General features: G+C 63.5%; 34 protein-coding genes, 1 pseudogene and 1 riboswitch. Of the genes and pseudogenes, 10 read left to right on the forward strand and 25 right to left on the reverse strand.

Annotated features, from left to right (window positions below; all coding sequences use genetic code 11):
- Positions 1–228 precede the first annotated feature (228 nt).
- On the reverse strand, positions 229–2,106 hold the full coding sequence (locus tag CK221_RS21195; RefSeq protein ID WP_095779139.1) for an ABC-F family ATP-binding cassette domain-containing protein: 1,878 nt from the start codon (positions 2,104–2,106) through the stop codon (positions 229–231).
- Between the two features lie 128 nt (positions 2,107–2,234).
- On the opposite strand from CK221_RS21195, the gene CK221_RS21200 reads away from it, so the two are divergent.
- Together CK221_RS21200 and CK221_RS21205 are read left to right on the forward strand one after the other, a co-directional pair.
- Positions 2,235–2,489 (forward strand): hypothetical protein, encoded by a 255-nt coding sequence (locus tag CK221_RS21200; RefSeq protein ID WP_095779140.1) that lies wholly within the window; start codon positions 2,235–2,237, stop codon positions 2,487–2,489.
- A gap of 197 nt (positions 2,490–2,686) precedes the next feature.
- Complete coding sequence (locus CK221_RS21205) at positions 2,687–2,878, forward strand: hypothetical protein (protein WP_095779141.1); 192 nt, start codon at positions 2,687–2,689, stop codon at positions 2,876–2,878.
- A gap of 114 nt (positions 2,879–2,992) precedes the next feature.
- On the opposite strand, the gene CK221_RS21210 is transcribed toward CK221_RS21205, so the two are convergent.
- From CK221_RS21210 to CK221_RS30365, 5 genes are all read right to left on the reverse strand, one after another.
- A complete protein-coding gene (locus CK221_RS21210) occupies positions 2,993–3,193 on the reverse strand; it encodes a hypothetical protein (protein ID WP_095779142.1) in 201 nt (66 codons plus the stop codon).
- Between the two features lie 93 nt (positions 3,194–3,286).
- Positions 3,287–3,727, reverse strand: coding sequence for a MucR family transcriptional regulator (locus CK221_RS21215; protein WP_066995912.1), 441 nt, complete (start codon positions 3,725–3,727; stop codon positions 3,287–3,289).
- A gap of 351 nt (positions 3,728–4,078) precedes the next feature.
- Positions 4,079–4,321 (reverse strand): hypothetical protein, encoded by a 243-nt coding sequence (locus tag CK221_RS21220; RefSeq protein WP_245299618.1) that lies wholly within the window; start codon positions 4,319–4,321, stop codon positions 4,079–4,081.
- 5 nt (positions 4,322–4,326) lie between these two features.
- Positions 4,327–5,334, reverse strand: coding sequence for an EamA family transporter (locus tag CK221_RS30825; protein ID WP_245430703.1), 1,008 nt, complete (start codon positions 5,332–5,334; stop codon positions 4,327–4,329).
- 101 nt (positions 5,335–5,435) lie between these two features.
- Entirely contained in the window at positions 5,436–6,269 is an 834-nt protein-coding gene (locus CK221_RS30365) for a hypothetical protein (protein WP_066995820.1), read from the reverse strand.
- 110 nt (positions 6,270–6,379) lie between these two features.
- Here CK221_RS30365 and CK221_RS21240 point away from each other — a divergent pair, with 110 nt between their 5' ends.
- Entirely contained in the window at positions 6,380–7,348 is a 969-nt protein-coding gene (locus CK221_RS21240; protein ID WP_095779143.1) for a LysR substrate-binding domain-containing protein, read from the forward strand.
- A gap of 217 nt (positions 7,349–7,565) precedes the next feature.
- Here CK221_RS21240 and CK221_RS21245 read toward each other — a convergent pair whose 3' ends face one another.
- Positions 7,566–7,748, reverse strand: coding sequence for a hypothetical protein (locus CK221_RS21245; protein WP_066995816.1), 183 nt, complete (start codon positions 7,746–7,748; stop codon positions 7,566–7,568).
- Between the two features lie 125 nt (positions 7,749–7,873).
- Between CK221_RS21245 and CK221_RS30370 the strand changes: the two genes are divergently transcribed.
- A complete protein-coding gene (locus tag CK221_RS30370) occupies positions 7,874–8,029 on the forward strand; it encodes a hypothetical protein (protein WP_082980499.1) in 156 nt (51 codons plus the stop codon).
- Positions 8,030–8,188: 159 nt separating this feature from the next.
- Entirely contained in the window at positions 8,189–10,270 is a 2,082-nt protein-coding gene (locus CK221_RS21255; protein ID WP_095779144.1) for an ATP-dependent helicase, read from the forward strand.
- An 83-nt stretch (positions 10,271–10,353) separates the two neighbouring features.
- On the opposite strand, the gene CK221_RS21260 is transcribed toward CK221_RS21255, so the two are convergent.
- The 3 genes from CK221_RS21260 to CK221_RS21270 all read right to left on the reverse strand — a co-directional run bounded on the left by CK221_RS21260 (position 10,354) and on the right by CK221_RS21270 (position 12,643).
- The gene (locus CK221_RS21260) at positions 10,354–11,139 is read right to left on the reverse strand and encodes a GGDEF domain-containing protein (RefSeq protein ID WP_066995812.1); all 786 of its coding nucleotides are present in this window, start codon (positions 11,137–11,139) and stop codon (positions 10,354–10,356) included.
- 186 nt (positions 11,140–11,325) lie between these two features.
- The gene (locus CK221_RS21265) at positions 11,326–11,943 is read right to left on the reverse strand and encodes a hypothetical protein (protein WP_245299617.1); all 618 of its coding nucleotides are present in this window, start codon (positions 11,941–11,943) and stop codon (positions 11,326–11,328) included.
- Between the two features lie 190 nt (positions 11,944–12,133).
- Positions 12,134–12,643, reverse strand: coding sequence for a DinB family protein (locus tag CK221_RS21270; protein WP_095779145.1), 510 nt, complete (start codon positions 12,641–12,643; stop codon positions 12,134–12,136).
- Between the two features lie 54 nt (positions 12,644–12,697).
- Here CK221_RS21270 and CK221_RS21275 point away from each other — a divergent pair, with 54 nt between their 5' ends.
- Positions 12,698–13,390 carry a glutathione S-transferase family protein gene (locus CK221_RS21275; protein WP_095779146.1) on the forward strand — a complete coding sequence of 231 codons (693 nt, stop codon included), beginning with the start codon at positions 12,698–12,700 and terminating at the stop codon, positions 13,388–13,390.
- 162 nt (positions 13,391–13,552) lie between these two features.
- Here CK221_RS21275 and CK221_RS21280 read toward each other — a convergent pair whose 3' ends face one another.
- Complete coding sequence (locus CK221_RS21280) at positions 13,553–13,744, reverse strand: hypothetical protein (protein ID WP_095779147.1); 192 nt, start codon at positions 13,742–13,744, stop codon at positions 13,553–13,555.
- 176 nt (positions 13,745–13,920) lie between these two features.
- Here CK221_RS21280 and ndk point away from each other — a divergent pair, with 176 nt between their 5' ends.
- Complete coding sequence (ndk, locus tag CK221_RS21285; RefSeq protein ID WP_066995802.1) at positions 13,921–14,343, forward strand: nucleoside-diphosphate kinase; 423 nt, start codon at positions 13,921–13,923, stop codon at positions 14,341–14,343.
- A gap of 146 nt (positions 14,344–14,489) precedes the next feature.
- Here ndk and crcB (CK221_RS21290) read toward each other — a convergent pair whose 3' ends face one another.
- The 8 genes from crcB (CK221_RS21290) to CK221_RS21325 form a co-directional block, all read right to left on the reverse strand.
- On the reverse strand, positions 14,490–14,891 hold the full coding sequence (gene crcB / locus CK221_RS21290; protein ID WP_245430694.1) for a fluoride efflux transporter CrcB: 402 nt from the start codon (positions 14,889–14,891) through the stop codon (positions 14,490–14,492).
- Positions 14,892–14,923: 32 nt separating this feature from the next.
- On the reverse strand, positions 14,924–15,316 hold the full coding sequence (crcB, locus tag CK221_RS21295; protein WP_095779149.1) for a fluoride efflux transporter CrcB: 393 nt from the start codon (positions 15,314–15,316) through the stop codon (positions 14,924–14,926).
- Positions 15,317–15,414: 98 nt separating this feature from the next.
- Positions 15,415–15,488, reverse strand: a riboswitch (Fluoride riboswitch).
- A 220-nt stretch (positions 15,489–15,708) separates the two neighbouring features.
- On the reverse strand, positions 15,709–16,125 hold the full coding sequence (locus CK221_RS21300) for a YbaY family lipoprotein (protein WP_095779150.1): 417 nt from the start codon (positions 16,123–16,125) through the stop codon (positions 15,709–15,711).
- A gap of 219 nt (positions 16,126–16,344) precedes the next feature.
- Positions 16,345–16,824 carry a molybdenum cofactor biosynthesis protein MoaE gene (locus CK221_RS21305; RefSeq protein WP_066995795.1) on the reverse strand — a complete coding sequence of 160 codons (480 nt, stop codon included), beginning with the start codon at positions 16,822–16,824 and terminating at the stop codon, positions 16,345–16,347.
- A 1-nt stretch (position 16,825) separates the two neighbouring features.
- The gene (moaD, locus tag CK221_RS21310; RefSeq protein WP_066995792.1) at positions 16,826–17,083 is read right to left on the reverse strand and encodes a molybdopterin converting factor subunit 1; all 258 of its coding nucleotides are present in this window, start codon (positions 17,081–17,083) and stop codon (positions 16,826–16,828) included.
- A 1-nt stretch (position 17,084) separates the two neighbouring features.
- Positions 17,085–17,681: a CDP-diacylglycerol--glycerol-3-phosphate 3-phosphatidyltransferase gene (pgsA, locus tag CK221_RS21315; protein ID WP_066995790.1), complete on the reverse strand. Its 597-nt coding sequence runs from the start codon at positions 17,679–17,681 to the stop codon at positions 17,085–17,087.
- Between the two features lie 104 nt (positions 17,682–17,785).
- Positions 17,786–19,864 (reverse strand): excinuclease ABC subunit UvrC, encoded by a 2,079-nt coding sequence (uvrC, locus tag CK221_RS21320; protein WP_095779151.1) that lies wholly within the window; start codon positions 19,862–19,864, stop codon positions 17,786–17,788.
- A complete protein-coding gene (locus CK221_RS21325) occupies positions 19,861–20,625 on the reverse strand; it encodes an SDR family oxidoreductase (protein WP_066995786.1) in 765 nt (254 codons plus the stop codon). Before CK221_RS21325 ends, uvrC begins: the two co-directional genes overlap by 4 nt.
- Before the next feature lie 412 nt (positions 20,626–21,037).
- On the opposite strand from CK221_RS21325, the gene CK221_RS21330 reads away from it, so the two are divergent.
- Positions 21,038–21,688 carry an outer membrane protein gene (locus CK221_RS21330; protein WP_066995784.1) on the forward strand — a complete coding sequence of 217 codons (651 nt, stop codon included), beginning with the start codon at positions 21,038–21,040 and terminating at the stop codon, positions 21,686–21,688.
- 93 nt (positions 21,689–21,781) lie between these two features.
- On the opposite strand, the gene CK221_RS21335 is transcribed toward CK221_RS21330, so the two are convergent.
- The 6 genes and pseudogenes from CK221_RS21335 to CK221_RS21360 all read right to left on the reverse strand — a co-directional run bounded on the left by CK221_RS21335 (position 21,782) and on the right by CK221_RS21360 (position 25,252).
- Positions 21,782–22,198 (reverse strand): GFA family protein, encoded by a 417-nt coding sequence (locus CK221_RS21335; protein ID WP_095779197.1) that lies wholly within the window; start codon positions 22,196–22,198, stop codon positions 21,782–21,784.
- A gap of 77 nt (positions 22,199–22,275) precedes the next feature.
- The gene (locus tag CK221_RS21340; RefSeq protein ID WP_066995781.1) at positions 22,276–22,659 is read right to left on the reverse strand and encodes a TfoX/Sxy family protein; all 384 of its coding nucleotides are present in this window, start codon (positions 22,657–22,659) and stop codon (positions 22,276–22,278) included.
- A 43-nt stretch (positions 22,660–22,702) separates the two neighbouring features.
- Positions 22,703–23,332, reverse strand: coding sequence for a hypothetical protein (locus CK221_RS21345; RefSeq protein WP_095779152.1), 630 nt, complete (start codon positions 23,330–23,332; stop codon positions 22,703–22,705).
- A 149-nt stretch (positions 23,333–23,481) separates the two neighbouring features.
- Complete coding sequence (locus tag CK221_RS21350) at positions 23,482–24,078, reverse strand: glutathione S-transferase (protein ID WP_095779153.1); 597 nt, start codon at positions 24,076–24,078, stop codon at positions 23,482–23,484.
- 252 nt (positions 24,079–24,330) lie between these two features.
- A pseudogene (locus CK221_RS21355) lies at positions 24,331–24,654 on the reverse strand (GNAT family N-acetyltransferase); the annotation flags it as partial.
- A gap of 247 nt (positions 24,655–24,901) precedes the next feature.
- Positions 24,902–25,252, reverse strand: a complete 351-nt coding sequence (locus CK221_RS21360) for a histone (RefSeq protein ID WP_095779154.1) — start codon at positions 25,250–25,252, stop codon at positions 24,902–24,904.
- Between the two features lie 106 nt (positions 25,253–25,358).
- Here CK221_RS21360 and CK221_RS29905 point away from each other — a divergent pair, with 106 nt between their 5' ends.
- Positions 25,359–25,688 (forward strand): hypothetical protein, encoded by a 330-nt coding sequence (locus CK221_RS29905; RefSeq protein WP_141245890.1) that lies wholly within the window; start codon positions 25,359–25,361, stop codon positions 25,686–25,688.
- A gap of 302 nt (positions 25,689–25,990) precedes the next feature.
- Positions 25,991–26,584, forward strand: a complete 594-nt coding sequence (locus CK221_RS21365) for a TetR/AcrR family transcriptional regulator (RefSeq protein ID WP_067330364.1) — start codon at positions 25,991–25,993, stop codon at positions 26,582–26,584.
- Positions 26,585–26,597 lie beyond the last annotated feature (13 nt).

Here is a 26,597-nt window from a genome sequence, read left to right on the forward strand (position 1 = left end):
TTGCGGGAGAGGTGTAGGGCCAGATGGGCTCCTCCTTCTCCCCTTGTGGGAGAAGGTGGCCGAGCGAAGCTCGGTCGGATGAGGGGTGTTGGAAGGATCGCTACGACAAAGAAATGGGCGATCGAAGCAGCCTGTTCTTCGGCGCCTCACTCCGTCCAACACCCCTCATCCGTCTCGGCGCTTCGCGCCGATCCACCTTCTCCCACAAGGGGAGAAGGGGAAGCCGCCCTACTCCGCGATCCCCTCCTCATATTCCGCCGACATCGTCAGCCACTTGTCCTCGTTGAGGGCAAGTGTGTGGGCAAGTTGCAAGCGTTCCTTGGCCAGTCGCGTCGCTGTGGACGGGTCCTTCTCGTAGATCGCCGGGTTGGCGAGCTCGTCCTCGATCAGGTCGATGCGCTTGCGGATGCGGTCCATCAGCGCCTCGGTGGCGCGGATCTCCTTGGCTAGAGGCTCGAGCGCCGAGCGCCGGGCGGCGGCCTCGCGGCGACGGTCGGCCTTGGATGCCTTGTCCGCCTCCTTCTGCTCGCGACGATTTGAGGAAACGCCGGTGACCAGCGTTTTATAATCCTCCAGGTCGCCGTCATAAGGATTGACCGCGCCGTCCTTGACCAGCCACAGCCGGTCCGCCGTCGCCTCCAGAAGATGCCGGTCGTGCGAGATGAGGATCACCGCGCCAGGGAAATCGTTGAGCGCATGGATCAGTGACTCGCGGCTGTCGATGTCGAGGTGGTTGGTGGGCTCGTCGAGGATGAACAGGTCCGGCCCCTCGAAGGCCGAGAGCCCCATCAAGAGCCTCGCTTTCTCGCCACCGGACAGATCTTTCGCCGCGGTGTTCATCTTCTCGGTCGACAGCCCGAACTGCGCGACGCGGGCGCGCACCTTGGCTTCCGGCGCATCCGGCATCAGCCGGCGCACATGCTCATAGGCGCTTTCCTCGGGACGCAGATCGTCGAGCTGGTGCTGCGCGAAGATCGCCACCTTCAGGCCCGGCGCCACCGTCATCGTGCCGGTCTCGGCTTTGAGGCGGCCGGCTAGCATCTTGGCGAACGTCGATTTGCCGTTGCCGTTGGCTCCGAGCAGCGCGATGCGATCGTCGGCATCGATGCGCAGCGTCATCTTCTTCAGCACCGGATTGCCCTCGGTGTAGCCGACATTGACGCCGTTGAGCGCCACGATCGGCGAGGCCACCGTCTTCACCGGCTCGGGGAAGGAGAACGGCCGCACCGTGTCGTTCACCACCGCGGCGATCGGCTTCATCTTCTCCAGCGCCTTCAGCCGCGATTGCGCCTGCCTGGCCTTCGAGGCCTTGGCGCGAAAACGCTCGACGAAGGATTCCATATGCTTGCGCTGCGCTTCCTGCTTGACGCGGCTCTTTTCCTGCAGCTCGCGCTGCTCGGTGAGCTGGCGCTCGAACTGGTCGTAGCCGCCGCGCCAGAAGGTCAGCTTCTTCTGGTCGAGATGGACGATCGAATTGACCGCGCGGTTGAGCAGGTCGCGATCGTGCGAGATGAGCAAAACCGTGTGCGGATACTTTGCGACATAGTTCTCGAGCCAGAGCGTGCCTTCGAGGTCGAGATAGTTGGTCGGCTCGTCGAGCAACAGAAGATCGGGTTCGGAGAACAGCACGGCGGCCAAGGCCACGCGCATGCGCCAGCCGCCGGAGAAGGACGAAGCCGGGCGCTTCTGCGCCGCATCGTCGAAGCCGAGGCCGGCAAGGATGGTGGCGGCGCGGGATTCGGCCGAATGCGCATCGATGTCGGCGAGCCGTGTGTGGATTTCCGCGATGCGGTGCGGATCGGTCGCGGTCTTCTCCTCTTCCAGCAAGGCCTGCCGCTCGACATCGGCTTTCAGCACGATGTCGATCAGCGGCTCCTCGGTGCCCGGCGCTTCCTGTGCGACCTGGCCGATGCGGGTGTTTTTCGGCAGGCTGATCGAGCCGGTCTCGGAGGGGAAATCGCCGGTGACTGCCTTGAACAGTGTCGTCTTGCCGGTGCCATTGCGGCCGACGAGACCGGCCTTGGTGCCGGCCGGCAGGGTCAGCGAGGCATGATCGAGAAGCAGGCGCCCCGCCATGCGCAGCGAGAGATCGTTGATGATAAGCATGGGCGGGCTTTTGCACCGGACGTCGGCGCTTCGCAAGAGCCAAGCCTGGAGGACGGCTCGCCGTGTTCCGGGCGCCGGTCCCGAGCCCAATCAGGGAACCAGTTGCCGGCCGAAGCGTTCTGAGCCCCGTGATCCGCTATTTCGCCCTCGCGTTCATCTTCTTCCAGGTCGCCACGACCGCCGCGCTGGCGACGCAGGTGGTGCTGTTTGAGGGCGAGACGGCTGCAGTGCTCCCCTTAACCGACCCGGCAAGCGCGGCGCCGACGCTGCCAATCTCCGCCCAAGTGGGGGAGATGACCGGCAGGCCAGAGGCGGACGCGACGAAACACCTGCTGATCCAAATTTATCCTGGAAAACAATCCCAGACGTCGCCTACGCAATGACCGATAGGCCGGCGGCGCAGCGCCGCTCTGGGCTGCCGCGCGTCGAAAGCTTTTGGCCCAGGCCTGATGCTTTCCGAAAATTGACTTCAGTTTTGTCGTGACCCTGCGAATTTGGAATTGCGCTGTGAGTGGCGCGTAAGCGCCAAGAACGATCAAGAAGAGCAACAACAATAACTTGGCTTGTTTAGGAGCTCACGATGGACGGGGCGGCAAACGATCTGCGCATGCTGAGATATGTGGCGGAGATCACGCGCAGGCTGGCGAAGATGCTTTCAAGCACGCGCTATCAAATGCTTGTCTATTTTCTGGAAATGACCGCCGTCGAGGCGGACAGCCTCGCAGCCGAACAGGATCGAGGCACCGGGGCGGGCAAGCTGCCGCGCAATTGAAGGCGGCCCGAGCGGGTCCGGCTTTGACAGGTGCTGACGCTGAATACCGCCCCTCCCGCGATTCCGGAAAACCGCTGCGCGGTTATCCCGGAACCGCCTTGATCATGCGCCTTTTCAGCCGCCGATGATGCCGTCCAGGACCGCGAGGCATCTCAGCCGTCGCGCAGCGACGACCGGCCGGTCATCATGCTCGACGATGGCGCGCTCGAAATTGTCGAGCGCGTCGAGCGCGGTACGCAGATCGATGGCCGGGAGGTCCAATGAAAACAGGACGCGCCGCGCCTTGACCCCGTCGCCGGCATCGGCGGAACACACTGGATGGCCACCCTGCGACGCAGCGCGTCGAGCGCGGCAAAGCAGTCGGCCGACGGCGTGGCGCCGTCCGTTGCGGGCAGCATGACCTTCGGTTCAGGCCTTGGCTTTGCGCTTGCCCCTGCCGGAATCCGCGGCCGGCTTGCGGCCCAGGCCGGAAGACTTGGCGAGCGCCGAGCGAGTGGCCGAATAACTGGGCGCTACCATGGGATAGTCCGCCGGCAGGCCCCATTTCGCGCGATATTCGTCCGGCGTCAGCCCATGGTCGGTCGACAGGTGCCGCTTCAGCGACTTGAACTTCTTGCCGTCCTCGAGGCAGACGATGTAGTCGGGGAATACCGAACGCTTCGGATTGACGGCCGGCGTCTGCGGCGCGCTTTCCTTCACCGGGGCGCCCCCGGCGAGCTTGCGCACCGAAGCGCTGACGCTGGCGATCAGATCAGGCAAGCCGGATGCCGGAAGCGGGTTGTTGCCCACATAGGCCGAAACAATGTCGGCGGTCAGCTCGATTGCAGTCTTGTCGTCGATATTGGACAATTTTTTCACCTTCTGCTGGCTCTCAAATGACCAGCTGTTTTTAAGACTTTAGTCTAGGTATCTTATTGGACCTGTCCCCCAACGGGCGTCCAGAGTCAGTAAACGTACGAGGCTCAATACCGAAGGTATGTTTTCACCGCGGGCCGCGACCGCGCAAGTTAGGAATTCTAATACCTACAACAAACACTTTACAGCACCGAAGCTCTGCACGGGCGAGTAAATGACGCAACAGCACTTCAATTTCTACGAGTAATTCCTGCAAAAATTGGAATTCTGGACGGAAAGCCAATAATTGCGAGCAGCGCTAGCTCTCCGATCATCGATCATGCCCGATTCGTTAGGGCAAGTCGCTTATTTCGCGGCAGCGCCGCGCCGGAGATCGGTCGGGCCGTCGGCCAGAATCTCCAGCACGCGTTTCCAGCGGGCGCAGCGGCCGAAATCCTTCTGCTCGATGGCCTTCTCAGCCTTCATGGCGGCATAGAGCTGCGCCTCGGCGCCGAATTCCTTGACCAGCCAATGCGCCTCCTGTCTGGCCCGGCGTTCGTCGTCGTCAAGCCCGCTCCCTGGCATCTTTCCTGGTACGATCCCTGGCATGGTCTTCAGCCCTCCGGACGTTCGATGCCGACAGCAATGCAACTGCCGATGACAAGGACGGCGCCAGCCATGGCCGTCATCGACAGGCTTTCGCCCGACAGCGCCAGCAGAAGCGTGGAAGCGATCGGCGTGAGATACGCCACGACCGCGAGCCGCCCATCCTGATCGAGGCCGAGCGCGCGCGACCAGAAATAATAGCCGAGCCCCATCGGCCCGGCGCCGAGATAGAGTCCGAGCAGCAGGTCCAAACCGCCCAGGGCGGCGACGCCGTCATGCAGACACCATGCGAAGGTCAGCGCCACGCCGATCAGCGCCGAAGGCAGCAGAAGCCGATCCGGCGGCACGGCAAGGCGGCCGACGGCAAGCGAGTAGAAGGCCATGCAAAGTGCCGAGCCGAAGGCGGCGCAATACCCGGCGGGGCTGCCCGCGAACCAGGCACGCGCGTCTCCGCCGGAGATCACCAGCGCGACGCCGGCGAAGCCAAGCGCGGCGGTCAGTCCAAGCAGCATTGGCCGTCTCGGACGGCCGAGCACGATGACCGCGGCGGCGACCATCAGCGGCCAGGTGTAGGCAACGAGATTGGCCTCGATGACCGGCATCGAGGCGAAGGCGATGTATTGCAGCACCATGGTGCCGACCAGGCCGATGAAGCCGACTGCGCAGGCGAGCACGGTACGCCCCTTCTCCCCTTGTGGGAGAAACTGGATCGGCCCGGAGCGCCGAGACGGGTGAGGGATGTTGGAAGAAACTCCTGCGTCGGCGATCCGTCCGGCCCCCTTGATACGACCTCGCTTGGCGAGGCCACTGCCGGGGGGCCAGCCACGGGTCTCGCCCCCTCCTTCGGACTTCACAAGGGGACAAGGGAAGAGCCTGATCAGCGCAAAGACCAGCGCGGCGCCTGAGAACTGCAGGAACTGCACCTCCGATACCGGGTGATTGGCAAGGAGCGTCTTGCCGACCAAAGCGTTGGTCGCCCAGAGCGCCACGGCGCCGAGGGCAAAGGCCAGCGCCAGCGGGGGAGCAGCGCTGGAATGGTCCTTCCGCCTTTCGGCGGTGACCGGGTCAAGGCTCAGCGATGCTGAAGGCGGCTGGCGACCGGCCGGATCGTCAGCCACTACCACGATTCCCTAGCTCCGCCGGAGACCGGATCGACAGCCGGCTTCGGCACGGGATGTTCTTCGGCATGACGGCGATAGGCCGGCAGCTGGTTCGTCCAGACGTCCTCGGCCAGTTCGTTCACCCAGCCGCGGTCCTGGTCGTTGTCGGCGGCGAGGTAGAACATGCGGTTGTCGTCGACATAGGGCTTCGCCACCGAACGCTGGTTGAGCACCAGGGTGACGCGCGAGCCGAGCTGGATCGGCGCGGTGCGATGGAGCACGCCGAGGAACTGGCCGAGCGTGGCGTAATTCATCTTGTGGTCGATGCGCATGACCCTGTTGCGCGGCAGGTCGCTGCCGGATTCGAGGATGGCACGCCCCGTCTCGGAATCGTCGCAATAGATTTCAAGATGGCCGCCGATCAGAGGATCGCTGATCGAGAGCGGAATGAGTTCCGTCACCGGAACGCCATCGCAGTGCCAGTCGACGGCGCCGTCCTTGGGGTTCATGAAGGTGACGGTCGAGCCGACGATAGACAGCGGATAGGGTTCGAGCTTGGTGCCCATCATGTCGGACAGCCGTTCCAGCCGCAGCTTGTCGTTGAGCAGTTCCTTGATCTCGGGAATGTAGCGGTCGGCGCCGGTGATGAAGGTGAGGTCGAGATGCTTGTGCACGGCGTGGCTGGCCTTGAGCTTGAGCGCCGCCTCCTCGATCGCGGCGAGCAGTTGCGGGTCGTAGCCGTGAAGATACTGGGCGACGCCGAAGCTCGACACTTTCCACGCCGTATCATGACCGATGATGGCTTCACGGCTCATCGCATAGCGCAGTTCGGGGATTGTATGGGCGTTCATTCTACTTCTCCAAGGTCGGGGCAACACTTGGTAAACAGTCGATTGAGCACCCTCCCCTGTAAATTTAGGAATGCTGGTGCTACTTTAAGCATAGCTAAAGGTCGAACCCCGTGCGTCTGCTCAGCCAGGTCAACTTAAACTCGCTGAAAATCGTGGAGAGCGCCGCCAGGCACCGCAACTTCACGCGCGCGGGCGAAGAGCAGTTCATCACCGCCTCCGCCGTCAGCCAGCGGGTGAAGAGCCTGGAGGACCAGCTGCGCTTCAAGATCTTCCAGCGCGGCGGCAACGCGGTGTCGCTGACGCCGGAAGGCGAGACCTACGTGGCGCGCGTGCGCGAGGCGCTGGAGCGGATCGTGGCTGCCAGCATGGAGGCGACCGGCCAATCCCAGGCGCATGTGCTGAAGATCTGCGTCTTGCCGACCTTCGCGGCGCGCTGGCTGTTTCCGCGGCTTTCCACCTTCCAGCGGCAGTATCCGGATATCGAGATGCGGGTCTCGACTTCCTATGCCACGCATGAATTGGCGACCTCCGAATACGATCTCGAGATCCGCTACGGCGATGGCAATTTCCCCGGCCTCAACTCCGCGCTGCTGTTCAAGGAGGACCTGACGCCGGTGTGCAGCCGCAAGCTGTTCCGCGAGGTGCTGGGCGACAAGCCGCTGTCCAAGGTGACGCCGGAGGACCTCAGGCAATTCACCCTGCTCCACTCCGACACCTGCACCCAGAACTGGCAGTCGTGGCTGGCTTTTGCCGGCGCGAGTTTCGTGCTTGGCGAGACCAAGAGCATCTATTTCGATTCCTGCATGATGTCCTACGAGGCGGCCAATGCCGGCATGGGCTTTGCGGTTGCCAACCGCGCCTATATGGCAAGCGACATCCGAGCCGAGCGGCTGGTGGCCCCCTTCGCGGTCCACCATCCCAACACCGCCGGCTGGTATTTCGTCAGCCCCATCAAGGCGCTCGGCGCCCGCAAGGTGGAGCTGTTCAAGCAGTGGATCACGGCCGAAGCGGCGCTGACGCAGCGCCAGCTGGACCTGGAGATCGCCAACGTGCCGCTGGCGCGCGCCGCGATGGCGTGACGCGCGACGCAAACACACCCCTGAGATTCTCCGATCTTTGAAGGCCTGTAGCCGGCTAGCGCGATCGCCCCATGACGCGGCGGAGAGACTCAGCTATCTTTGATCCTGCGGCGGGCCTGATTTTCCCGCTTGGCCGGCGCTTTCCAGCTTCCTCCCAAGCAGCGCCGGCCTTCTTCTGCGGCGGCGCCGCTTCGCCTCCCGACAACACCGTCCGCTTTCATTGCTTCGGTGGCGTGCCGGGCTGGTCGCCGCCGGTGGTCGATTGCGGCACCGGGTTCTTGTCGACCTGCGGGTTTTTGTCGACAGTGTCGCTCGGCGCCTTGGTGGGCTGCACGCTGTTGTCGCAGGCGGCGAGCGCGAGCCCTGCCGCGAGTGCCAGCAGCACAGGAAGTTTCATCATGACGACCTCCTCTCGTTCGCCCCTTTCTTCGAAGCAAACGAGGCGGCGGCGGTTTGGTTGCGCCGTCCGGCGGGAACCAACGCGGCTGTCTCCGGTTGAACCTCGATAACTCACGAGGAGATGTCATGATCCGTCTGCTGCTCGTCGGCCTGTTCGGCTACACGGCCTATCGCGTCACGATGAGGATCATCGAGGAGGCGTCCGGCGAGCTCGCGCCGCCGGACGGTCGGCGGTCGCTGCGGCGCCAGTCCGCGGCGATGGGTGTCGAGCCGAAAAGATAGATCGGCCAATCTCCCGCTTGTTGGGAGATGGCCGGCCTATCCAGCACATGCCGGCGCGTGCATCGTCCCCTCTGCCCTGCCGGGCATCGCCCCCCACTTGGGCGCCTGTCGGGAGATCAGCTGTATTGCGAACAAAGCGGAAACGATGCTTGATGGGCGATGAACATCGCCGCCCGTGATTCGTCCTTCGAAACTCCTGCCTATCTTGCCCGGCTGAACGACGAGCAGCGGCTGGCGGTGGTGCATGGCGACGGCAAGGTGGCCGCGCCGCTGCTGGTGATCGCCGGCGCCGGCTCCGGCAAGACCAGCACGCTGGCGCATCGCGTGGCGCACCTCATCGTCAAGGGCGCCGATCCGCGCCGCATCCTTTTGATGACCTTTTCGCGCCGCGCCGCGGCTGAAATGGCAAAGCGTGTCGAGCGCATCGCCGGCGAGGTGCTGGGCCGCGATGCCGCGATCATCGCCGATGCGCTCTCCTGGGCCGGTACTTTCCACGGTATCGGCGCCAGACTCTTGCGCGACTATGCCGAGCAGATCGGCCTCGATCCGGCTTTCACCATCCACGATCGCGAGGATTCGGCCGACCTGATGAACCTTGCCCGGCACGAGCTCGGTTTTTCCAAGACCGAAAGCCGCTTCCCGACCAAAGCCACCTGCCTGCAGATCTATTCGCGGGCGGTGAACGCGCAGGCGCCGCTCGGCGAGGTGCTGGGCTCGGCCTTTCCCTGGTGCTCAGGATGGGCGGAACAACTGAAGGAGCTGTTCGCGGCTTATGTCGAGGCCAAGCAGGCGCAGAACGTGCTCGATTACGACGACCTTTTGCTCTACTGGGCGCAGATGGCGGCCGAGCCGGAGATCGCCGCTCACCTTGGCTCCCGCTTCGACCACGTGCTGGTCGACGAATATCAGGACACCAACAGGCTGCAGGCCTCTATTCTGTTGGCGCTGAAGCCGGACGGCGCGGGCTTGACCGTGGTGGGCGATGACGCACAGTCGATCTATTCCTTCCGGGCCGCGGAAGTGCGCAACATTCTCGATTTCCCAAAACAGTTCGCGCAAGGCGCCGAGATCGTCATGCTGGAGCGCAATTACCGCTCGACCGAGCCGATCCTGGCCGCCGCCAACAAAGTGATCGGAGAGGCAAGCGAGCGTTTCACCAAGAATCTCTGGACCGAACGCCGGTCGTCGCACAAGCCGCAACTGGTAAGCGTGCGCGACGAGGCTGAGCAGGCCAATTATGTCTGCCAGGCGATCCTTGCCGAGCGCGAGGCCGGCACGGCGCTCAAGGCGCAAGCCGTGCTCTTCCGCGCCTCGCATCACAGCGGGCCGCTGGAGGTGGAGCTCACGCGGCGCAACATCCCCTTCGTCAAATTCGGCGGGCTGAAATTCCTCGATGCCGCGCACGTGAAAGACATGCTGGCGATGCTGCGCTTTGCCGAGAACCCGCGCGACAGGGTCGCCGGCTTCCGGGTGCTGCAGTTGATGCCCGGCATCGGCCCTTCGGCCGCCTCGCAGATCGTCGAGGCGATGGCGACGTCGCTCGACGAGACGCTGGGCCTTGCCCGCTTCCGGCCGCCGCAGCGCGCGGCCGCAGACTGGCCGGTTTTTCTCGACATCTACAGCGGACTGCGCGCCGGCGCCAAATGGCCGGCCGACCTCGAGCGGATCAGGCTCTGGTACGAGCCGCATCTGGAGCGTATCCACGAGGACGCCATCACGCGCCGGGCCGACCTGTTGCAGCTCGAGCAGATCGCGTCGGGCTATCCCTCGCGCGAGCGTTTCCTGACCGAGCTGACGCTCGACCCGCCCGACGCCACCAGCGACCAGGCCGGCCCGCCGCATCGCGACGAGGATTACCTGATCCTGTCCACGATCCATTCGGCCAAGGGCCAGGAGTGGAAGAACGTCTTCGTGCTCAACACGGTCGACGGCTGCATCCCGGCCGATCTCGGCGTCGGCACTAAGGAGGATATCGAGGAGGAGCGGCGGCTGCTCTATGTGGCGATGACGCGCGCCAAGGACAGCCTGCACCTGGTGGTGCCGCAGCGCTTTTATCCGCACAACCAGCCGGCGCGCGGCGACCGTCACGTCTATGCCTCTCGCACCCGCTTCATCCCGGCTTCGATGCTTTCGGCTTTCGAACAGTCATCCTGGGCGAGCGCGGCGATCACGGACGATCCGCGCCAAAAGCCGGGCGTTAAGGTCGATCTCGGCGCGCGCATGCGCGGCATGTGGAAATAGGCGCCTACCCAAAGGCGGGGACGACGCTCCACTCAACCAGAACCACTGGTGAGGGCGCTCCGTTTCCTGCAGCGCGGGTTCGTTCAGTGGAAGGTGCCGGCGGCCTCGCCGGATAGCCTGCTGCGCGGGCTTTCGAAGCTCACCTGGTCGCGTCCGTTCGACTTCGCCTTGTAGAGATGCCTGTCCGCGACTTGAAACATGTGGTGATAGGTGGTGGGCCCGCTGAAGGCGACGCCGCCAATGCTGACCGAAAGCGGGCACGGCTGCCCGCCTGGAGCGAACTCGGCCTCGCGGATACGCAGCCTGATCGACTCGGCGACCAGGAAGGAGCGCGTCGCGTCGGCGCCCGGAAGGAAGACCGCGAATTCCTCGCCGCCGATGCGTCCGACGATGTCGGCGCCGTGGAGCTGGCTCCGGATCGTGCTCGCGATCAGCTTCAGCGCCTGATCGCCGCAATCGTGGCCGAGCCGGTCGTTGATCGACTTGAAATGGTCGGCATCGACGATCAGCAGCGCGCCGGCTTCGGCCACCGCATGGCTGCGAGCCTTGTCGAGATAGGCCTCGACCAGCATCGAGAAAGCGCCGCGGTTGAAGACCGCCGTCAGGCTGTCGGTCGCGGCAATGATGCTGAGCTCCTTCTGGGCGATGGCCAGCTGGCGCATCTTCCACATCAGGAAGAACAGGAAGGAGCCGCCAAGGATGAGCGGCAGGAACAGGTCGGTGAGCTTGGCCCAGAGCAGCGCTTCGGGTGACAGCGAGGGAAAGTTGAAGGAATCGACAAAGAAGGCCGCGGCAATGAAGAATGCCGTGCCGGCGACGGTAACCAGCGCGACCCTGCCCCAACTGGTGGGGGACAAATCGATGCGCATGGCATTGCTCCCACTACAACTGGCATATTGTGGAGCGCGAGCGCAAACGAAGTCCTAATATATTGGCTTCAATGGGAATGTGGTTAACCAGGCGTCGAGCGCGCCGCACCGCGATACCAGCTGAAGAAGGCCCGCCGACGCAGCGGCGGGCTTTGCGATTGGCCGGAGGCGCTCGTCAGCGCGCCGTCAACGACGCGAAATCATCAGGCAGAGCGCCCTCAGATCACGATCATAGGTGCCCTCGCTGCTGAGCACATCGACGCAGCGCTTCTTCATCCGCGACAACTGGCTGCTCGACATCTGGGCGACGGCGGAGGACAGGTTCGTCGTTCCCGGCGGCGTCGCGCCGACGGTTCCAGGAACGGTGGCGCCCGCGCCGAGGGCGACGCCAGCGCCGCTCGTGCCGCCCGTCGTCACGTTGAGCGTGCTATTGGTGCCGTTGCCCAAAGTCGCATTGGCTCCAGCCCCGTTGGTGCCGCCGATCGATGCCGTTGCGGTGGAACTGCTGCCGCCGATGGTGGCGGTTCCGGTGCCGCCGCTTGCGCCGCCGATCGAAGCCCTGGCGCTGGTGTTGCTGCCGCCGAAGGATGCATTTGCGTCAGCCCCATTTGGGCCGCCCGCATTGGCGTCGGCGCTATTGCTGCCTACGGATGCGCCGCCGAGGCCACCGAGCCCGACGCTCTGGGCGTTCGCCGGCATGGCAAGAGCAACGACGATTGCACCACTCGCCAATGTGCTGGCGAATCTTTTTACGATACTGGCCATGACACTCTCCATGTGGTTTGTATTTCCGCCTTGCATCATTTGTTGCGCTTTTCTAGCGCGCGTAGCTTTTGAGACAGAAATACGCCGAGAGTGCCCTTTCGGTTTCTTTAGCTATTGCGCATATGACGAATCCTAGTTTTCAAAAACGATACTTCTGCTTTAAAAATATAGACGAAATTGAAGTGTTTTTTAGTTTTCCGGAATTGGCCAACCGGAATCCCTGCAAGCTTCAGGCGTAGGCGCGGCCTTCTTCGGAGCGCTGGAACTGCATCAGGTCAAGCGACACCGAGGGCCTGCCGAGGACGGTAAGGCACATATGCGCCTGGCCGCGATGGTGGGTCTGGTGATTGAAGAGATGGCTGAGCGCCGGCGCCAGCCGCTGCGAAACGGTGCGCATGTCGGTGGTCATATAGGAAAATCGCCCGGTGAGCGCCTTATCGGTCATGCAGCCCATCCAGTCGACGATCCTCCTGTCCTCGGCCTCGCGTGCCAGGCGCAAGCCCGGGAAGGCGCGATAGAGGATCGTCGCAAGGTTTGAGGGCGCGTCCCCCTCGCCGGTAAAGCGCTTCATCCAGACGCGGTCGGTGACGAGCAGGTGATTGAGCGTGCCCAGCATCGAGCCGAAGAAGGCGCCGACATCGCGGCCGAGTTCCTCTTCGCTGAGATCGGCGGCGGCATCATAGATGCGCGTGTTGGCCCATTGATTGTAGGCCGCAAACATCATGAAATGCTGTTTCATTCTTCCACCCGGCTCGCAACGAATCCCGGCTCTTCGTAACCCGCAGGAACCGTAATGACCATTCTGTTCTATGATCTCGTCGGCCACGACGCAAAACGCCCCTTCAGTCCGCATTGCTGGAAGACGAAGATGGCGCTGGCCCACAAAGGGATCGACGCCACCAAGGTGCCGACGCGCTTCCTGGAAGTCCCCAAGGTGGAAGGCGGCGTGTCGAAGACGGTGCCGGTGATCCGCGATGGCGAGCGCGTGGTGGCCGATTCCTTCGCCATCGCACTCTATCTCGACGAAGCCTATCCCGAGCGGCCGACGTTGTTCGGCGGCGAAGGCGGCAAGGCGACGGCGCGCTTCATCGAACGCTGGTCGCAGCTCACCATCCATCCTTACCTCACGACGGTGCTGCTGACCGACCTGCACAAGATGCAGGACGAGGCGAACCGCGCCTATTTCCGCGAGAGCCGCGAGCAGCGGCTCGGCAAGCGGCTCGAAGAGGTGGTGGCCGGCCGCGACACGGGGCTTGCCGGCTTTCGTGCCTCGCTCGAGCCGCTGCGCTCGATGCTCAGCTACCAGCCTTTCATCGGCGGGACATCGCCGCTGTTTGCCGACTACATCGTGTTCGGGGCGCTGCAATGGGCGCGCGTCGCCTCGCCCTACCAGCTGCTCGAGACGGGCGACGGCGTTGCCGAATGGTTCGAACGCTGCCTCGACCTGCATGGCGGAATCGGCCGGCAGGTCGCCGCGGCGGCCTAAGGCGCTAATCTTCCTCTTGTGGGAAGATGTCGCTGAAGGTGACAGAGTGGGCGCCTCAACAGCTGCGGTGCCTACTGGCGAGAGAAGAAGTCGGCGTTTCACGCGCGGCGCCCCGCTCTGGCCTGCCGGCCATCTCCCCCTCAAGGCGGGAATTTTCCGGCTTCATCCTTTTCGACCAGCCACGCAGATCGGATCGCCCTCTCCCATGCGGGCGCATTGCCATTCCGGGCCGAAGCCGAAATTCTGCTGTCCGGTTTGTGGAAAGAACAGCAGGACGAAGACGATCACGGCAAGAACCACGGCCGTCAAGAAAATGCCGGCGACATCGTCGCGTCTGAGGTAGAGCCGGTTCATCGCCTCCTGCTCCGCTGCCGCGGCGCTCCGGACTGCACGCGAAGCGCGCTCTCAGCCGTCTAATTATCCCGCAAACAGCCGGCCTTGACCAGAAGCCGCCTCCCCTTGGCAAGCCGCCAAGCGGCTTGTATAGAGCCCGCCACTCCAATTTCCATTCCCAGAACAAGGACGACCCAATGGCGATCGAACGCACCTTCTCCATGATCAAGCCGGATGCCACCAAGCGCAATCTGACCGGCGCCATCACCAAGATGCTGGAAGACGCGGGCCTCAGCGTCGTCGCGTCGCGTCGCGTATGGATGAGCCGCCGCGAGGCCGAAGGCTTCTACGCCGTCCACAAGGATCGTCCTTTCTTCGGCGAGCTGGTCGAATTCATGTCGTCGGGCCCGACCGTCGTGCAGGTTCTGGAAGGGGACAACGCCATTGCCAAGAACCGCGAAGTGATGGGCGCCACCAACCCGGCCAATGCGGCCGAGGGCACCATCCGCAAGGTGCATGCGCTGTCGATCGGCGAAAATTCGGTGCACGGCTCGGACGCGCCGGAGACCGCCGCGCAGGAGATCAGGTACTGGTTCTCCGACACCGAGATCGTCGGCTGAGACGCTTCGGTCCTGGCAATGAAGGCGGCTCTCGGGCCGCCTTTTTGTTGGAGCGGGCGGCCGGGCAGGCTTTGGGAACGGGCGATTGCCCGCGGCAGCGCCGGAGGCCTCCGAGCCGGCGAGAAGTGCCATGCTCTCCTCCCTGATCACCTGGTGATCGGCAAGCGGTTGAACCTGGCCGCCATGACATGGCCGAGCCAGGCCGACGCAAGCGACAGCACCACCACACTGACAAGATAGGTCGCCGCAAGGCCGAGGTCGCCCTCGAGAAGCAGAATGAAGGTGTCGAGGCTCATCGACGAAAAAGTGGTGAGACCGCCGCAGAAGCCGCCGGTCACGAACTGGCGGCCGGCCGGGCCGATCATCAGGCGTCCATCCGGCCGGGTCAGCGTGGAAAAGAACATGATGACCCAGGAGCCGACGACGTTGACGAACGCCGTTGCAAGCAGCGCGCTCCAGCCCAGCAGGGAGACGACGACGTAGCCGCACAGGAAGCGCGCCAGCGAACCGATGGCCGCGCCGCAGCCCACCGCCAGATAAAGCCGCATGGCTGTCTGTCTATCGTTTCCAAGCATAGGCCCTACCCTGCCATCCGCTCGACGGTCCAAAAGCCAAAGGCGACGGCAAGCACGCATAGCGCCGCCGAGGCGACGACGTTGAGAGCGGCGAGCCGCCTCTCGTCGTCGAGCGCGAGGTTCAGCGTCTGTAGGCAGAAGGACGAAACCGTGGTGTAGCCGCCGAACAGCCCGACCACGATCAGGTCGCGCACGAGTTCGGCGGAAAAGATGCCGCCGACGGCCCGCGCCGCGCCGGCGAAGGCGCCGATGGCAAGCGCGCCGGAGACGTTGACTACCAGCGTGCCCCAGGGAAAGGTCTCGCCGACGCTGCGGCCGACAAGGCCCGACAGGAAGAAGCGGGAAATACCGCCGAGGAAGCCGCCGATCAGGACCAGGGCGCAGGCCGCAAGGCTCATCGCTTCATTGCCTTTCCACAAAGCGATTCCTCGCGGGAATCGCGCCATCAAGACAGGCATGTGCGAGCGGAAAAAACAAATCCTGCCGCGCGAAAGCACGCCTGGCAGGAGTCATCAGCCCGAATGCGAAAAGCTCGGGCGGTTTCGGGGGAACCCCATCCCCATTTGACGAGGGAAACTAGGTGGTCGCGGGGTCGCGGTCAATCGGGGCAACTATGGTTGCGCCGCGTTCCTTTCGCGCCTCCTTAACATTTGCCGAATCCGTTATTGTGGCGGACGCGGTGGCGGACGAGAGGCCGGAACTCCCGGGGCGGCCGCTGACGCAGAAGCAGCCGCGATCCCTCGTCTCTATGCGTTTCCGGCGTGTCGGAAATCCTGCGAACCAGGCTAGGCTACGACGTGACCTTCTTCAGCACAATGGTCTGCGGCTTGCCGTCCAGCGGATCGACCTGGTGGCGAGTGTCGGTGACGAAGATCACCCGGTCATCGACAGTTATGCGGGCTTGCAGCGCATAGGTCCTGCCGGGCTGGATCGCCTTGGAATCGAAGCCGACCTCGAATTTGATCGGCACTTGGCCGGCCAGCACGATCTTGCGCTGGCCGAGGAGCGTCGCCGGCGCGTCGGCCAGCGAGATGTCGGCGAGCTCGACCGAAAGCACGGCATTGGGCGGCAGCGCGATGCGCTCGCGATAGGTCACCTCGCCGGCAATCGTCTTTTCGGCGGCACTGGTGAACTCCGGCACGGCAAGCACGCCGACCACCAGCGGCACAAGGCCGAAGATGAAAAATTCCGCGATCCTGTCCAGCATAAGATTGCTCCCGCCCAGCAAATCAAACCGATTTGCAAGGTCGGGAAGGATTGCGGTCGTTCGATGGCCTTGGGGAGGAAATTTCGCCGGCTTGTCCCTCAGGCGGATTGCCAACCGAAATTGCGAAGAGCAGTTCGGGGCGACCCTCTTCTCCCCAAGGGGAGAAGGTGCTGCGAAGCGCGCCAGATGGGGCGATCGCCAAGGCAATGCCGTCCTGGCTTACCTGTCCGAGGTCTTCCAACGATCCGCGGCTTCGTCGTCGGCTTCCTTGGCCTCGACCCAGCCGCCTTCGGAGCCGTCGGCACGGTGCTCCTTCTTCCAGAAGGGCGCACGCGACTTCAGGTAATCCATCAGGAAATTCGCCGCCTCGAAGGCCGCCTGGCGATGCGCGGAGGCCGCGACCACCAGCACGATGTTTTCGCCCGGCGTGATTTTTCCATGGCGGTGTACGACGGTGAGCCCCTGCAGCGGCCAACGCCCGATGGCCTCAGTGGCGATGCGGCCGATCTCGACCTCGGCCATGCCGGGATAGTGCTCGAGTTCGAGGGCGGCGAGCGCGCCCTGCTCGTCACGGCAGAGACCGGAGAAGGTGACTACGGCGCCGATATCGGCATGGCCCTCGGTCAGCGCGGCAATCTCGGCGGCGACGTCGAAATCCTCGCGCTGGACGCGGATGGCCGGCACGACCGTGCTCGCCATCTCAGCCCCCGGTCATCGGCGGAAACAGCGCGATCTCGAGCGCGCCCGCGATTTTCTCGCGATGGCCGACATGTTCCTGGTTGATGGCGACGCGAATGACGTCCGGATATTGCAGCGCGTTTTCGTATTCCTCGCCGCGCGACTTCAGCCAGCGCAACAGGTCGGCGACGGTCTCGACGCCGGCGGGCAGCTCGACATGCTCTTCCGGCTTGCCGATCCGCTCGCGCACCCAGGCGAAATAGATGAGCTTGGTCGACATCTCACTCGTCCATGATGTGTTTCAGGCCGGCGCGGAAATAGTCGTAGCCGGTGTAGAGGGTGACAAGTGCCGCGATCCACAAGAGCACCAGGCCGATTTGGGTGGTCAGCGGGAAGATCTTGTCGCCGGCCGGGCCGACGAGCAGGAAGGCGATGGCGACCATCTGGATGGTCGTCTTCCATTTGGCGAGCTGCGTCACCGGCACCGAGACCTTCAGCGCCGCCAGATATTCGCGCAGGCCCGAGACAAGAATCTCGCGGCACAGGATGATGATCGCCGCCCAGAGCGACCAACCGGCAATGCCGGCATGGCGATCGGTGTCGGCGGCGAGCAAGAGCAGGCAGGTGGCGACCAGGAGCTTGTCGGCGATCGGGTCCAGCATCTTGCCGATGTTGGAGGTCTGCTGCCAGGCGCGCGCGAAATAGCCGTCGAAATAGTCGGTGACGGAGGCGAGCAGGAAGATGGCGAGCGCCGACCAGCGGGCGAAGTCGGAGGACTTCAGATGGCCTTCGAGAAAAAAGCACAGCACCACCAGCGGCACCGCGATGATGCGGGCGTAGGTGAGGATGTTCGGCAGGTTGAAAGCGCGCTGGGCCATATCTGATCGGGATCTCTCTCCGCCTGCCTACTCAAATCAGAAGCCAATGTGGGGGGTCAACAGGCGAGATTCGATTGGTCAACCCAAAATAGGCGCAAGAATGGTCAGCTGTCATGAAAATGGTTGTAGACCAGCTTCGCCACGTGCTCGGAAATGCCGTCGACCTTGATCAGGTCCTCGACCGCGGCGCGGCTGACCGCCTTGGCGGTGCCGAAATGATGGAGCAGCGCCCGCTTGCGGCCGGGGCCGATGCCGGCGATCTCGTCGAGCGGGCTCTTGACCATCTCCTTCTTGCGGCGGGCGCGGTGGGAGCCGATGGCGAAGCGATGCACCTCGTCGCGCAGGCGCTGGACGAAATAGAGCACCGGGTCGCGCACCGGCAGCGTGAAAGAGTCCCTGCCCTTGACGAAGAAGCGCTCGCGCCCGGCGTCGCGGTCCTGGCCCTTGGCGATGCCGATGGCGACGACCCGGTCCTCGATGCCGAGACCGGACAGGATCTTGCGCACCGCCGTCATCTGGCCCTGGCCGCCGTCGATCAGGATGACGTCCGGCCATGCCGGGAAGCTGCCGTTTCCCTCGACAAGATCCTCGGCCGCATCGTCCTCGGCCTCCGCGCCGATTGAAGGCTGGACGTCGCCATGCTCCCTGAGCAGCCGCGAGAAGCGGCGCTCCATCACCTCGCGCATCATGCCGAAATCGTCACCGGGCGTGATCTCGGTCGAGCGGATGTTGAACTTTCGGTACTGGTTCTTCACAAAACCTTCCGGCCCGGCGACGACCATGGCGCCGACCGCATTGGTGCCCATGATGTGCGAGTTGTCGTAGACCTCGATGCGCACTGGCGGCCTTGCGAGGCCGAAGGTCTCGGCAAAGCCTTGCAATAGCCGCGCCTGCGTCGACGTTTCCGCCAGCCTGCGGCCGAGCGCCTCACGCGCGTTCTGCAGCGCGTGATCGGTGAGATCCTTCTTCTCGCCGCGCTGCGGCACCGAGATCGCTATCCTGCGCCCGGCACGGGTGGAGAGCGCCTCGGCGAGCAGCTCCTGCTCCTGCACCGACTGGGAAAGAAGCAGCGTACGCGCCGGCAGCTTGTCGTCATAGAACTGCGCGAGGAAGGAGCCCAGCACCTCGGCCGGCTCCAGCGCCGGATCGGCCTTGGGAAAATAGGCGCGGTTGCCCCAGTTCTGGCCGGTGCGGAAGAAGAACACCTGGATGCAGGTCTGGCCGCCTTCCTGGTGGATGGCAAAGACATCCGCCTCCTCCACCGTCTGCGGGTTGATGCCCTGATGCGCCTGCACATGCGATAGCGCCGCGAGGCGATCCCGGTAGATAGCGGCCCGCTCGAAATCGAGCTCTTCGGAGGCTTGTTGCATGGCGGCCGAGATCTCGGTCTTCACCTTCTGACTGCGGCCGGAGAGAAAATCCTTCGCCTCGGCAACCAGCTCGGCATAGCCCCGATGCGATATCTCGCCGGTGCAGGGACCGGCGCAACGCTTGATCTGGTAGAGCAGGCAAGGTCGCGTGCGGTTCTCGTAGAAGGAATCCGTGCAGCTTCGCAGCAGAAAGGCGCGCTGCAGCGAATTGATGGTGCGCCCGACCGCGCCGGCGGAAGCGAAGGGCCCAAAATAGTCGCCCTTGCGCGAGCGCGCGCCGCGATGCTTGTAGATGCCGGGCGAGACATGGTCGCCAGTAAGCAGGATGTAAGGGAACGACTTGTCGTCCCGCATCAGCACGTTGAAGCGGGGCCTCAGCCGCTTGATGAGGTTGGCCTCGAGCAGCAGCGCCTCGATCTCGGTGCGAGTGACGACGAATTCCATCGTCGCCGTCTCGCGCACCATGCGGCCGATGCGGGCGGTGTGGAAGCGCCCCTGCGCATAGTTGGTGACGCGCTTCTTCAGGCTGCGCGCCTTGCCGACATAGAGCACGTCGCCGGCGGCATTCATCATTCGGTAGACGCCCGGCTGGTTGGGCAGCCGCTTGACCAAGGTCTGGATCACCTCGGCACCGACCATGCCGTCGGCGTCGCCGGCATGCGGCGTCCAGTCGATCGCGGTGAAAGCAACGTCGGGACCGGCGACAACCGCCTCCGGCTCGACGATCTCCTCCGACGCCTCGTCCTCGATGTCGAGATCGGGCGGCAAATCATCGCCGGCGCCGATGGGGCTGTGTTTTTGGGCAGGACTCATTCCACCATGCCTGTCACATCGGGCGTCTGCCATGCAAGATGCTGGCCGCCGTCGAGCGCGATCATCTGCCCGGTGACGGAGCGCGCCTCCCAGAGATAGCGGATGGTGGCGCCGAATTCCGGCAATTGCGGGCCGCGCTTCAGAATCAGTCCTTCGACCTGCCTGCCGAAATCTTCGTCGTCCTGGCGCTTGTTCTTCAGTGTCGGGCCGGGGCCGATGGCATTGACGCGAATGCGCGGCCCCAGCGCCTGCGCCAGCATCTGGGTCTGCGTCCACAGGGCCGATTTCGACAGCGCGTAAGAGAAATAACGCGGCGTCGGCCGCCAGACACGCTGGTCGATGACGTTGACGATCAGTCCCTCCGCGCCTTCCGGCAAGGCGCGAGCAAAGTTCTGCGCCAGCAGCGCCGGCGTCTTCAGATGAATGGCGAAGTGGCGGTCCCAGGCCTGCCAGTCGAAATCCTCGATACGGTCGTCGACGAACAAGGAGGCGTTGTTGACGAGCAGCGTGACCGGGCCAAGGGCAGCCTCGGAGCGGCCGACGAGATCGCCGACGGCTTTCATATCGGTGAGGTCGGCAACGAGCACGGCGGCACGGCCGCCCTGGTTCCTGATGCGGCTGGCCAGCGCCTCGGCTTCGGCTCCGGAACGATTGGCATGGATGGCCACGGCAAAGCCATGCGCGGCAAGGTCTTCGACGATCGCCTTGCCGATCCTTTTCGCTCCACCCGTCACCAGCACCACGCCAAAGGCTTCTTTCATGTCGTCAATCCTCTATCGGCTTCACGATTCCGGGAAGCCGGCACAATATGACGGGCCAAGCGTTAAATGCCATTTCTACCTGGGGCAGGAATGTGGCGAAGCGGCCCGTACGCACGCTGCCGACCCGGATTGCGGAAGTTTCATAATGCAATATATGTCCCCGAACCCCTTGAACCAAGCGGTGTGCAGCGCAACATGATTAGCGTGCTGACATTCGCTGTTGCGAAGATGCAACGTCACCTTTTGGCCTCATTCGCGCCAGGGTATTACCCAAGTTCAGGTTCGCTTCAGCCGTATTTCAGCACGACATTTGGAACCGTTGAACGCCAGGCCCGTTTATCCCCCCGGACGGGCCGGGGGCATTCATGAACATAAAAAGCCTCGTGTCTTGTGGCTTAAGGAGTAAACAACAATGCAAGCTAATCTCAAGTTTGCGCGGCCGCTGGCGGTTGCGCTCGGGCTCTTCGCCCTCGGTGGTACCGCTTATGCCGCAGACGCCGTCACCGAAGAGCCCCCGGCACCGGCCCCGGTCGCCGAACTCCCCGTCGCTTCCTGGGCCGGCCCCTATGCCGGTATCAGCCTCGGCTACGGCTTCAGCGGCCATGCCGACGCCCGCGACATCGGCGTCAACGTGAAGACCAAGGGCTTCATCGGCGGCGTCTTCGGCGGCTACCAGTGGCAGCAGGACAACTTCGTCTACGGCGCTGAAGCCGATCTCGGCTACAATGGCGTCAAGGGCGACAGCGCGGGCATCGATGCGAAGGGCGGCCTCGAAGGCTCGCTGCGCGCTCGCCTCGGCTATGCCGTGACCCCGGAAATCCTGCTCTATGGCACCGGCGGTCTCGCCGCCAAGAACCAGAAGATCGACGACGGCGTCAGCAGCGACAGCAAGGCGATGCTGGGCTGGACGGCCGGTGTCGGCACCGACATCAAGATCACCGACAACGTGTTCGGTCGGGTCGAATACCGCTACACCGACTACGGCGACAAGAATTTCGACAATGTCGGCAACGTCAAGTCGAAGGACAACCGCGTCCTCTTCGGCGTCGGTATGAAGTTCTAAGTCGTCCAAGCCACGACACGGAAAAAGCCGGGCCGCGCGCCCGGCTTTTTTTGTGGTTGGCGTTGCCCCAGGCCGACACGTTTGGCCACGCCTTCAACGCAACCCGGTGGATGGCGCCTGCTGGAAAGCCTCATGGGCTGAAATCGACTGCAGCTGGTCGAGCCAATTCGCGCGCGAGCGCGTGAAGACCTGGGCGTCCGGACGGTAGTCGGCCGGGTCGGTCATGGTCGCGGCGTGAACGTGGATCTCGTCGGGCCATCTGTCGGAGCGGAAGTAGAGCCTGGTGCCGCAGGACGGGCAGAACCCGCGAAAGGTGTTCAGGCTGCTTTCATAGTGCCTGATGACGCCGGCCCAGTTCAGCTGCTCCGGCCTCATGCCGAGGAAAGCGGTGAAGGGAGCGGACGTGGCGCGCTGGCAATCGGCGCAGTGACAGACAAGATTTCGCGTGAGCTCCCCGGAATAGATCCAGGTGACCGCGCCGCAGATGCAACGTCCCGCCAGAGATGCCATCGCTTCCTCCGCCGACTGCGTGCCCCGGCCGACCCCCGCCGACACGGCCGATGTGAAGGATTGGCGGCGCGATCTGTTCAGGCTGGCCGCTTTGCGACCTTGGCGGGTTTGACCTTCGGCGGCAGTGTCTCGACGAAAGCCAGCGCACGATCGATCCACTCGGCGAGATCTGCCTCCGTTGCAGTGCCGTCCGGCGCGACGTGGACATAGCCTTCCATCGAACGCCCGCCCATTTCCATCGGCCGCGCATGGGGCCGTGCGGCTGCGGCCGCGTGCCCTTCCTTGCCGACACGCACCAGCAAGCCGCGCTTCGAGGTGCCGACCAGCATATTGCCGTTGATCATGAAGCAGGTGCCGCCGAACATTTTCTGTTCCCTGAAAGCGCGCCGGCCAAGGGCCGCGCGAAGTCGCTCGACCATCGGATCGGGAGTGGTGCTGCTCTTGGTGACTGCCTTTGCCATGCTCACCGTTCAGCGACTAGATTTCATCGGCCCCAATACTTGCTCACCGTTGCGTTCTTGACGCAAATCGGACCCGCCAAGCTCTAACACGAAGCGCCATTTGTATCACCCAGTCGGGGATGCCTTCCCCTCGAGCTGCCTCGATCTCTCCAGCGAACGATCGTTCTGTCATCGCCTCGTTGCTGAAGACCTCGGGACCATATTCGAGTATCGCCTTTGTCTGCGCGACCAATGTTTCGGCGTTCGGCATCTTCCCGGCGAAAGCCAACTCACGACGAACGCATGCCATTTCAACACGATGTCGCACGTCCTCCGTATAGCCGATCTTCCATCGTATCAGCCTTCCATGCGTCGCTTCATGGATGATTGCGGATGCAATAAACTCCGGTTGAGACGAAAGCACAAACCTTCTGTCTAGAAGGCACATCTTTTTATCTTGACGGTACGCGGCCGAATGACCCGGAAGGAGCCTTATCCAGATGCGCGCTATTTCCCGTACAACCATTCGAAAGCGCACAACATCGTACGTCTTGATCAGTTGAATGGCGTCTTTCACACGGCGAAAAACTTCGCTTGAGCTGTCACCATCAAGTGCGCCAATCCGCAGCCCCTCAAACTCTATGCCCGGAGATATCCAGAAAAAGAGCCGGTCAACCCAGTCGGGTTCCGCCATGCTGATCCCTACCTCAGGCCAATTGAAGCGCGGCTGATGATTCTTCCAAATATTTTAGAAAGCGCAAAATCCGCAGAGCATATTTTATGTGCACAGTGAGTGCTCAAAGAATCCCGGAAAGGAGGTGAAGCGCTGTCGCCAACCGTCCCTCACCCCGGCACGCAGCCCTTCAGTTCCGGAAACTTCTCGTCGAAGCGCGTCGCCCAGCGGACCAGCCGGCCACGGCCCTTTTCCCACTGGCCGCCGAAACGCAGCGCGAGATAGCCGAGGGTGGCACGCAGCGCCACCTGGCCGGCGGTGATCTTCTTGGGCAGTTTCGGCGGGTTGGCGTTGAGCAGGTCGAGCGCGGCGGTGATCTTCGCCCACTGCCGGTCGAGCCAGGGCTGATAGACCATGGCGTCGGGGCGCGTGCGCCGCTCATAGACCATCGACAGCGCGCAGTCGCAGATGCCGTCGGCCAGCGCCTCCAGCACCTCGGCCTCGAGCCGCTTGTCGGGGTTGCGCGGGAACAGCACGTTCTTCGATAGCCGGTTGAGATGCTGGGTGATCGCCCGGCTGTCGTGGATCGTGCGGCCGTCCTCCAGCACCAGCACCGGGATCTTGCCCAGCGGATTGGCCGAGATCAGCTCCGCCGGCTTGTCCTCCGTCTTGACCGGCACGAGGTCGATGGCGATGCCGGCATAAGCGGCGGCCATGCGGACCTTCGAACTATAGGGAGAGGTGGAGGCGTAGAGCAGCTTCGGCATGGATCGGGTTCCTGATTGTCCGCGCACTGTTGACCGAATGCTATTGCCAGAGCAACGGCCAGCGCCGCCAAAACCTACCGCCAGTTGGCCGCACTTGTTCGAGCGGCGCGTGCCGGCCGCTACTTCAGGGACCGCTCCATGATGATGGTCGTTCGTTGTCGTGGAAGCAGTCCCGGAGCGCGCGGAAGCAAGTCTGAAATAAAATCGCTCCGCGGTGACCGAGGAAGGCACCGTCAGCACCGTCGCGCCGTTTGCCCGCGCTGCCTCCTCGATCTCCAGCATCAGCCGGCTGCCGACGCCGCGTCCCTGAAATTCAGGATCGACGAACACAGATCGAACCGTTGTTCCGTCCAGGCCCGCGGTGCCTACAATTTTGTCGCCGCAAACGGCGACAAAGACTTGGCGCTTCTTGAAAAGTTGCAGCACGGCCGAGGGGCTGAAGCTCTGCTCAACGCGGGCGATGATTTCCGGTCCGTAATCCCTGGCGTTGTTTTTCCTCAGAGCGGCAAGGATGACCCGGCTTACCGCTTCGGCATCGCCCTCGCCTGCCCGGCGAAGTCCAAGCCACAAAGCCATGATCAACCCTTTCTACCTGATCGACGTGCGGCAGCAGCCGACATCGCCGGACCAGAACGGATCGTGACGATGCGAGCCGGTCGCGCAATAAAAAAGCTCCCGGAAGTTTGCCGGGCGGCAAATTTCCAGGAGCTTTCAGGACAGGCCTTTGCCATCCACTTCGCCCGCTGTCACGCCGAACTGGCGAGAGGGGCGCCTCGACGGCACCCACCCTCGCCTGTTCAGGCTCGCGAGCGAAGTTACGCGATTACTTCTTGGCCGGCGCCTTCTTGGCAGGCGCTGCCTTCTTCACGGCTGCCGTCGACTTGGCGGCTGCTGCTTTCATCGGCGCCTTGGCGGCGGGCTTGGCCGCTGCCTTCGCTGCCGGCTTCTTGGCGGCGGGCTTCGCTGCCGCCTTCGCGGCGGGCTTGGCTGCCGCCTTCGCGGCCGGCTTAGCCGCAGCCTTCGCCGCAGGCTTTGCCGCTGCCTTGGCCGGAGCCTTGGCGGCTGCCTTCGGTGCCGCTGCCTTCTTCGTTGCTGCAGGTTTCGCGGCAGCCTTCGGTGCCGCTTTCTTTGCCGGCGCTTTCGCCGCCGGCGCCTTGGTTGTCGTCTTTGCCATGCGATGCCCCTTGCGTTTTGCCCAAGGTCGTGAGTGACCCGGCGTGCTCATGCATATCTGACTCGCGGCTATCTAGCCAGCGAAGCAACACAATGAATTTCAGTTATTGAATTTTGGTTACGCAAGACGCGTTGACAAGGGCATCGGCGAAAAAAACGACAGAGAATCTTTGCCCTTCGAAGTGAAAATGCGCCGTCGAGAATTCCCGATGCTCTCTATCGCCGGATCATCCAGACATCTTGATGCCGCGCAGAGCGTAGAATGTGAGCGTATTGCTCATAATGGACAACGCACACCATACAAAGCACCTCATCTTGTCCAGCGGAAAGATTTACAAGTCAAGGCGGAGCAGAACCGAACCGGCGAAGGGGCAAAGCTTGCGCGGCAAAAAGCGAGCTTACCGCTCACATTCAAAATCTGCCGCTGGAGAGCTTGATCCGCTCAGGCTCCGCTGCGGACGGCGTGAGGATTCCGCCCGTTGCATGCCCCTCGCAAGTTCCGGGGAGAAAACCGTTGCGCACAATCCTGGAATTGCTGTTCTTCGTTGGTCGCAATTCCGGACGGAAAACCGCTTCGCACTTTTCCTGGAATTGCTGTTCTTCCTTGGTCGCAATTCCGGACGGAAAACCGCTTCGCACTTTTCCTGGAATTGCTCTCAGGCCAAATGTGAGTATCCTGCTTATATTCTCGGGAGGCAGGTTGGGGATGTCTACTCGCATTGCAAAGCCAGCCCCGCGCATGCGCAAGGAGCCGCGCCAGGCGCGCTCGGTCGCCACCGTCGAGGCGATAATCGAAGCAGGTGCCCGCGTTCTAAGCGAGATCGGCTGGGCGGGCTTCAGCACCAACAAGGTGGCCGAGACCGCGGGCGTGAGCATCGGGTCGCTCTATCAATATTTCCCCGACAAGCTTGCGCTGGTCGACGCCATCCGACGCCGCCACTTCGACCATGTGCTGTCCGTCATTCGCGAAGCCGCGGCCGAGGAGAAGCCGCTCAGGCAATTCGCGCGCGAACTGGTGCGCGGCATGATCGCCGCGCACAGCATTCACCCGACGCTGCATCAGGTGCTGCTCGACGAGACGCCGGGCGACCGCGGCTCGCGCGCCGCGCATGCCTCGTTCCAGGCCCGCTATCTCGAGCACTATGCGGCGGCCGTCGCGCAATACCGCCGGCGCCTGAAGAATACCGAGACCGTGGCGCGCGTGCTCTCCTCAGCCGTCGAGGGCGTGATCCACAATGCGGCGCGCCGCAACATGCTCGATGCGCCGGAGCTGCAGAAGCAACTCGGCGAGCTGATCTGCGCCTATCTGTCCGGCCAGGGCGCGCGAGCGTGACGATCGCGAGACC

The organism is Mesorhizobium sp. WSM3868, from assembly GCF_002294785.1.
Lineage (GTDB): Bacteria > Pseudomonadota > Alphaproteobacteria > Rhizobiales > Rhizobiaceae > Mesorhizobium.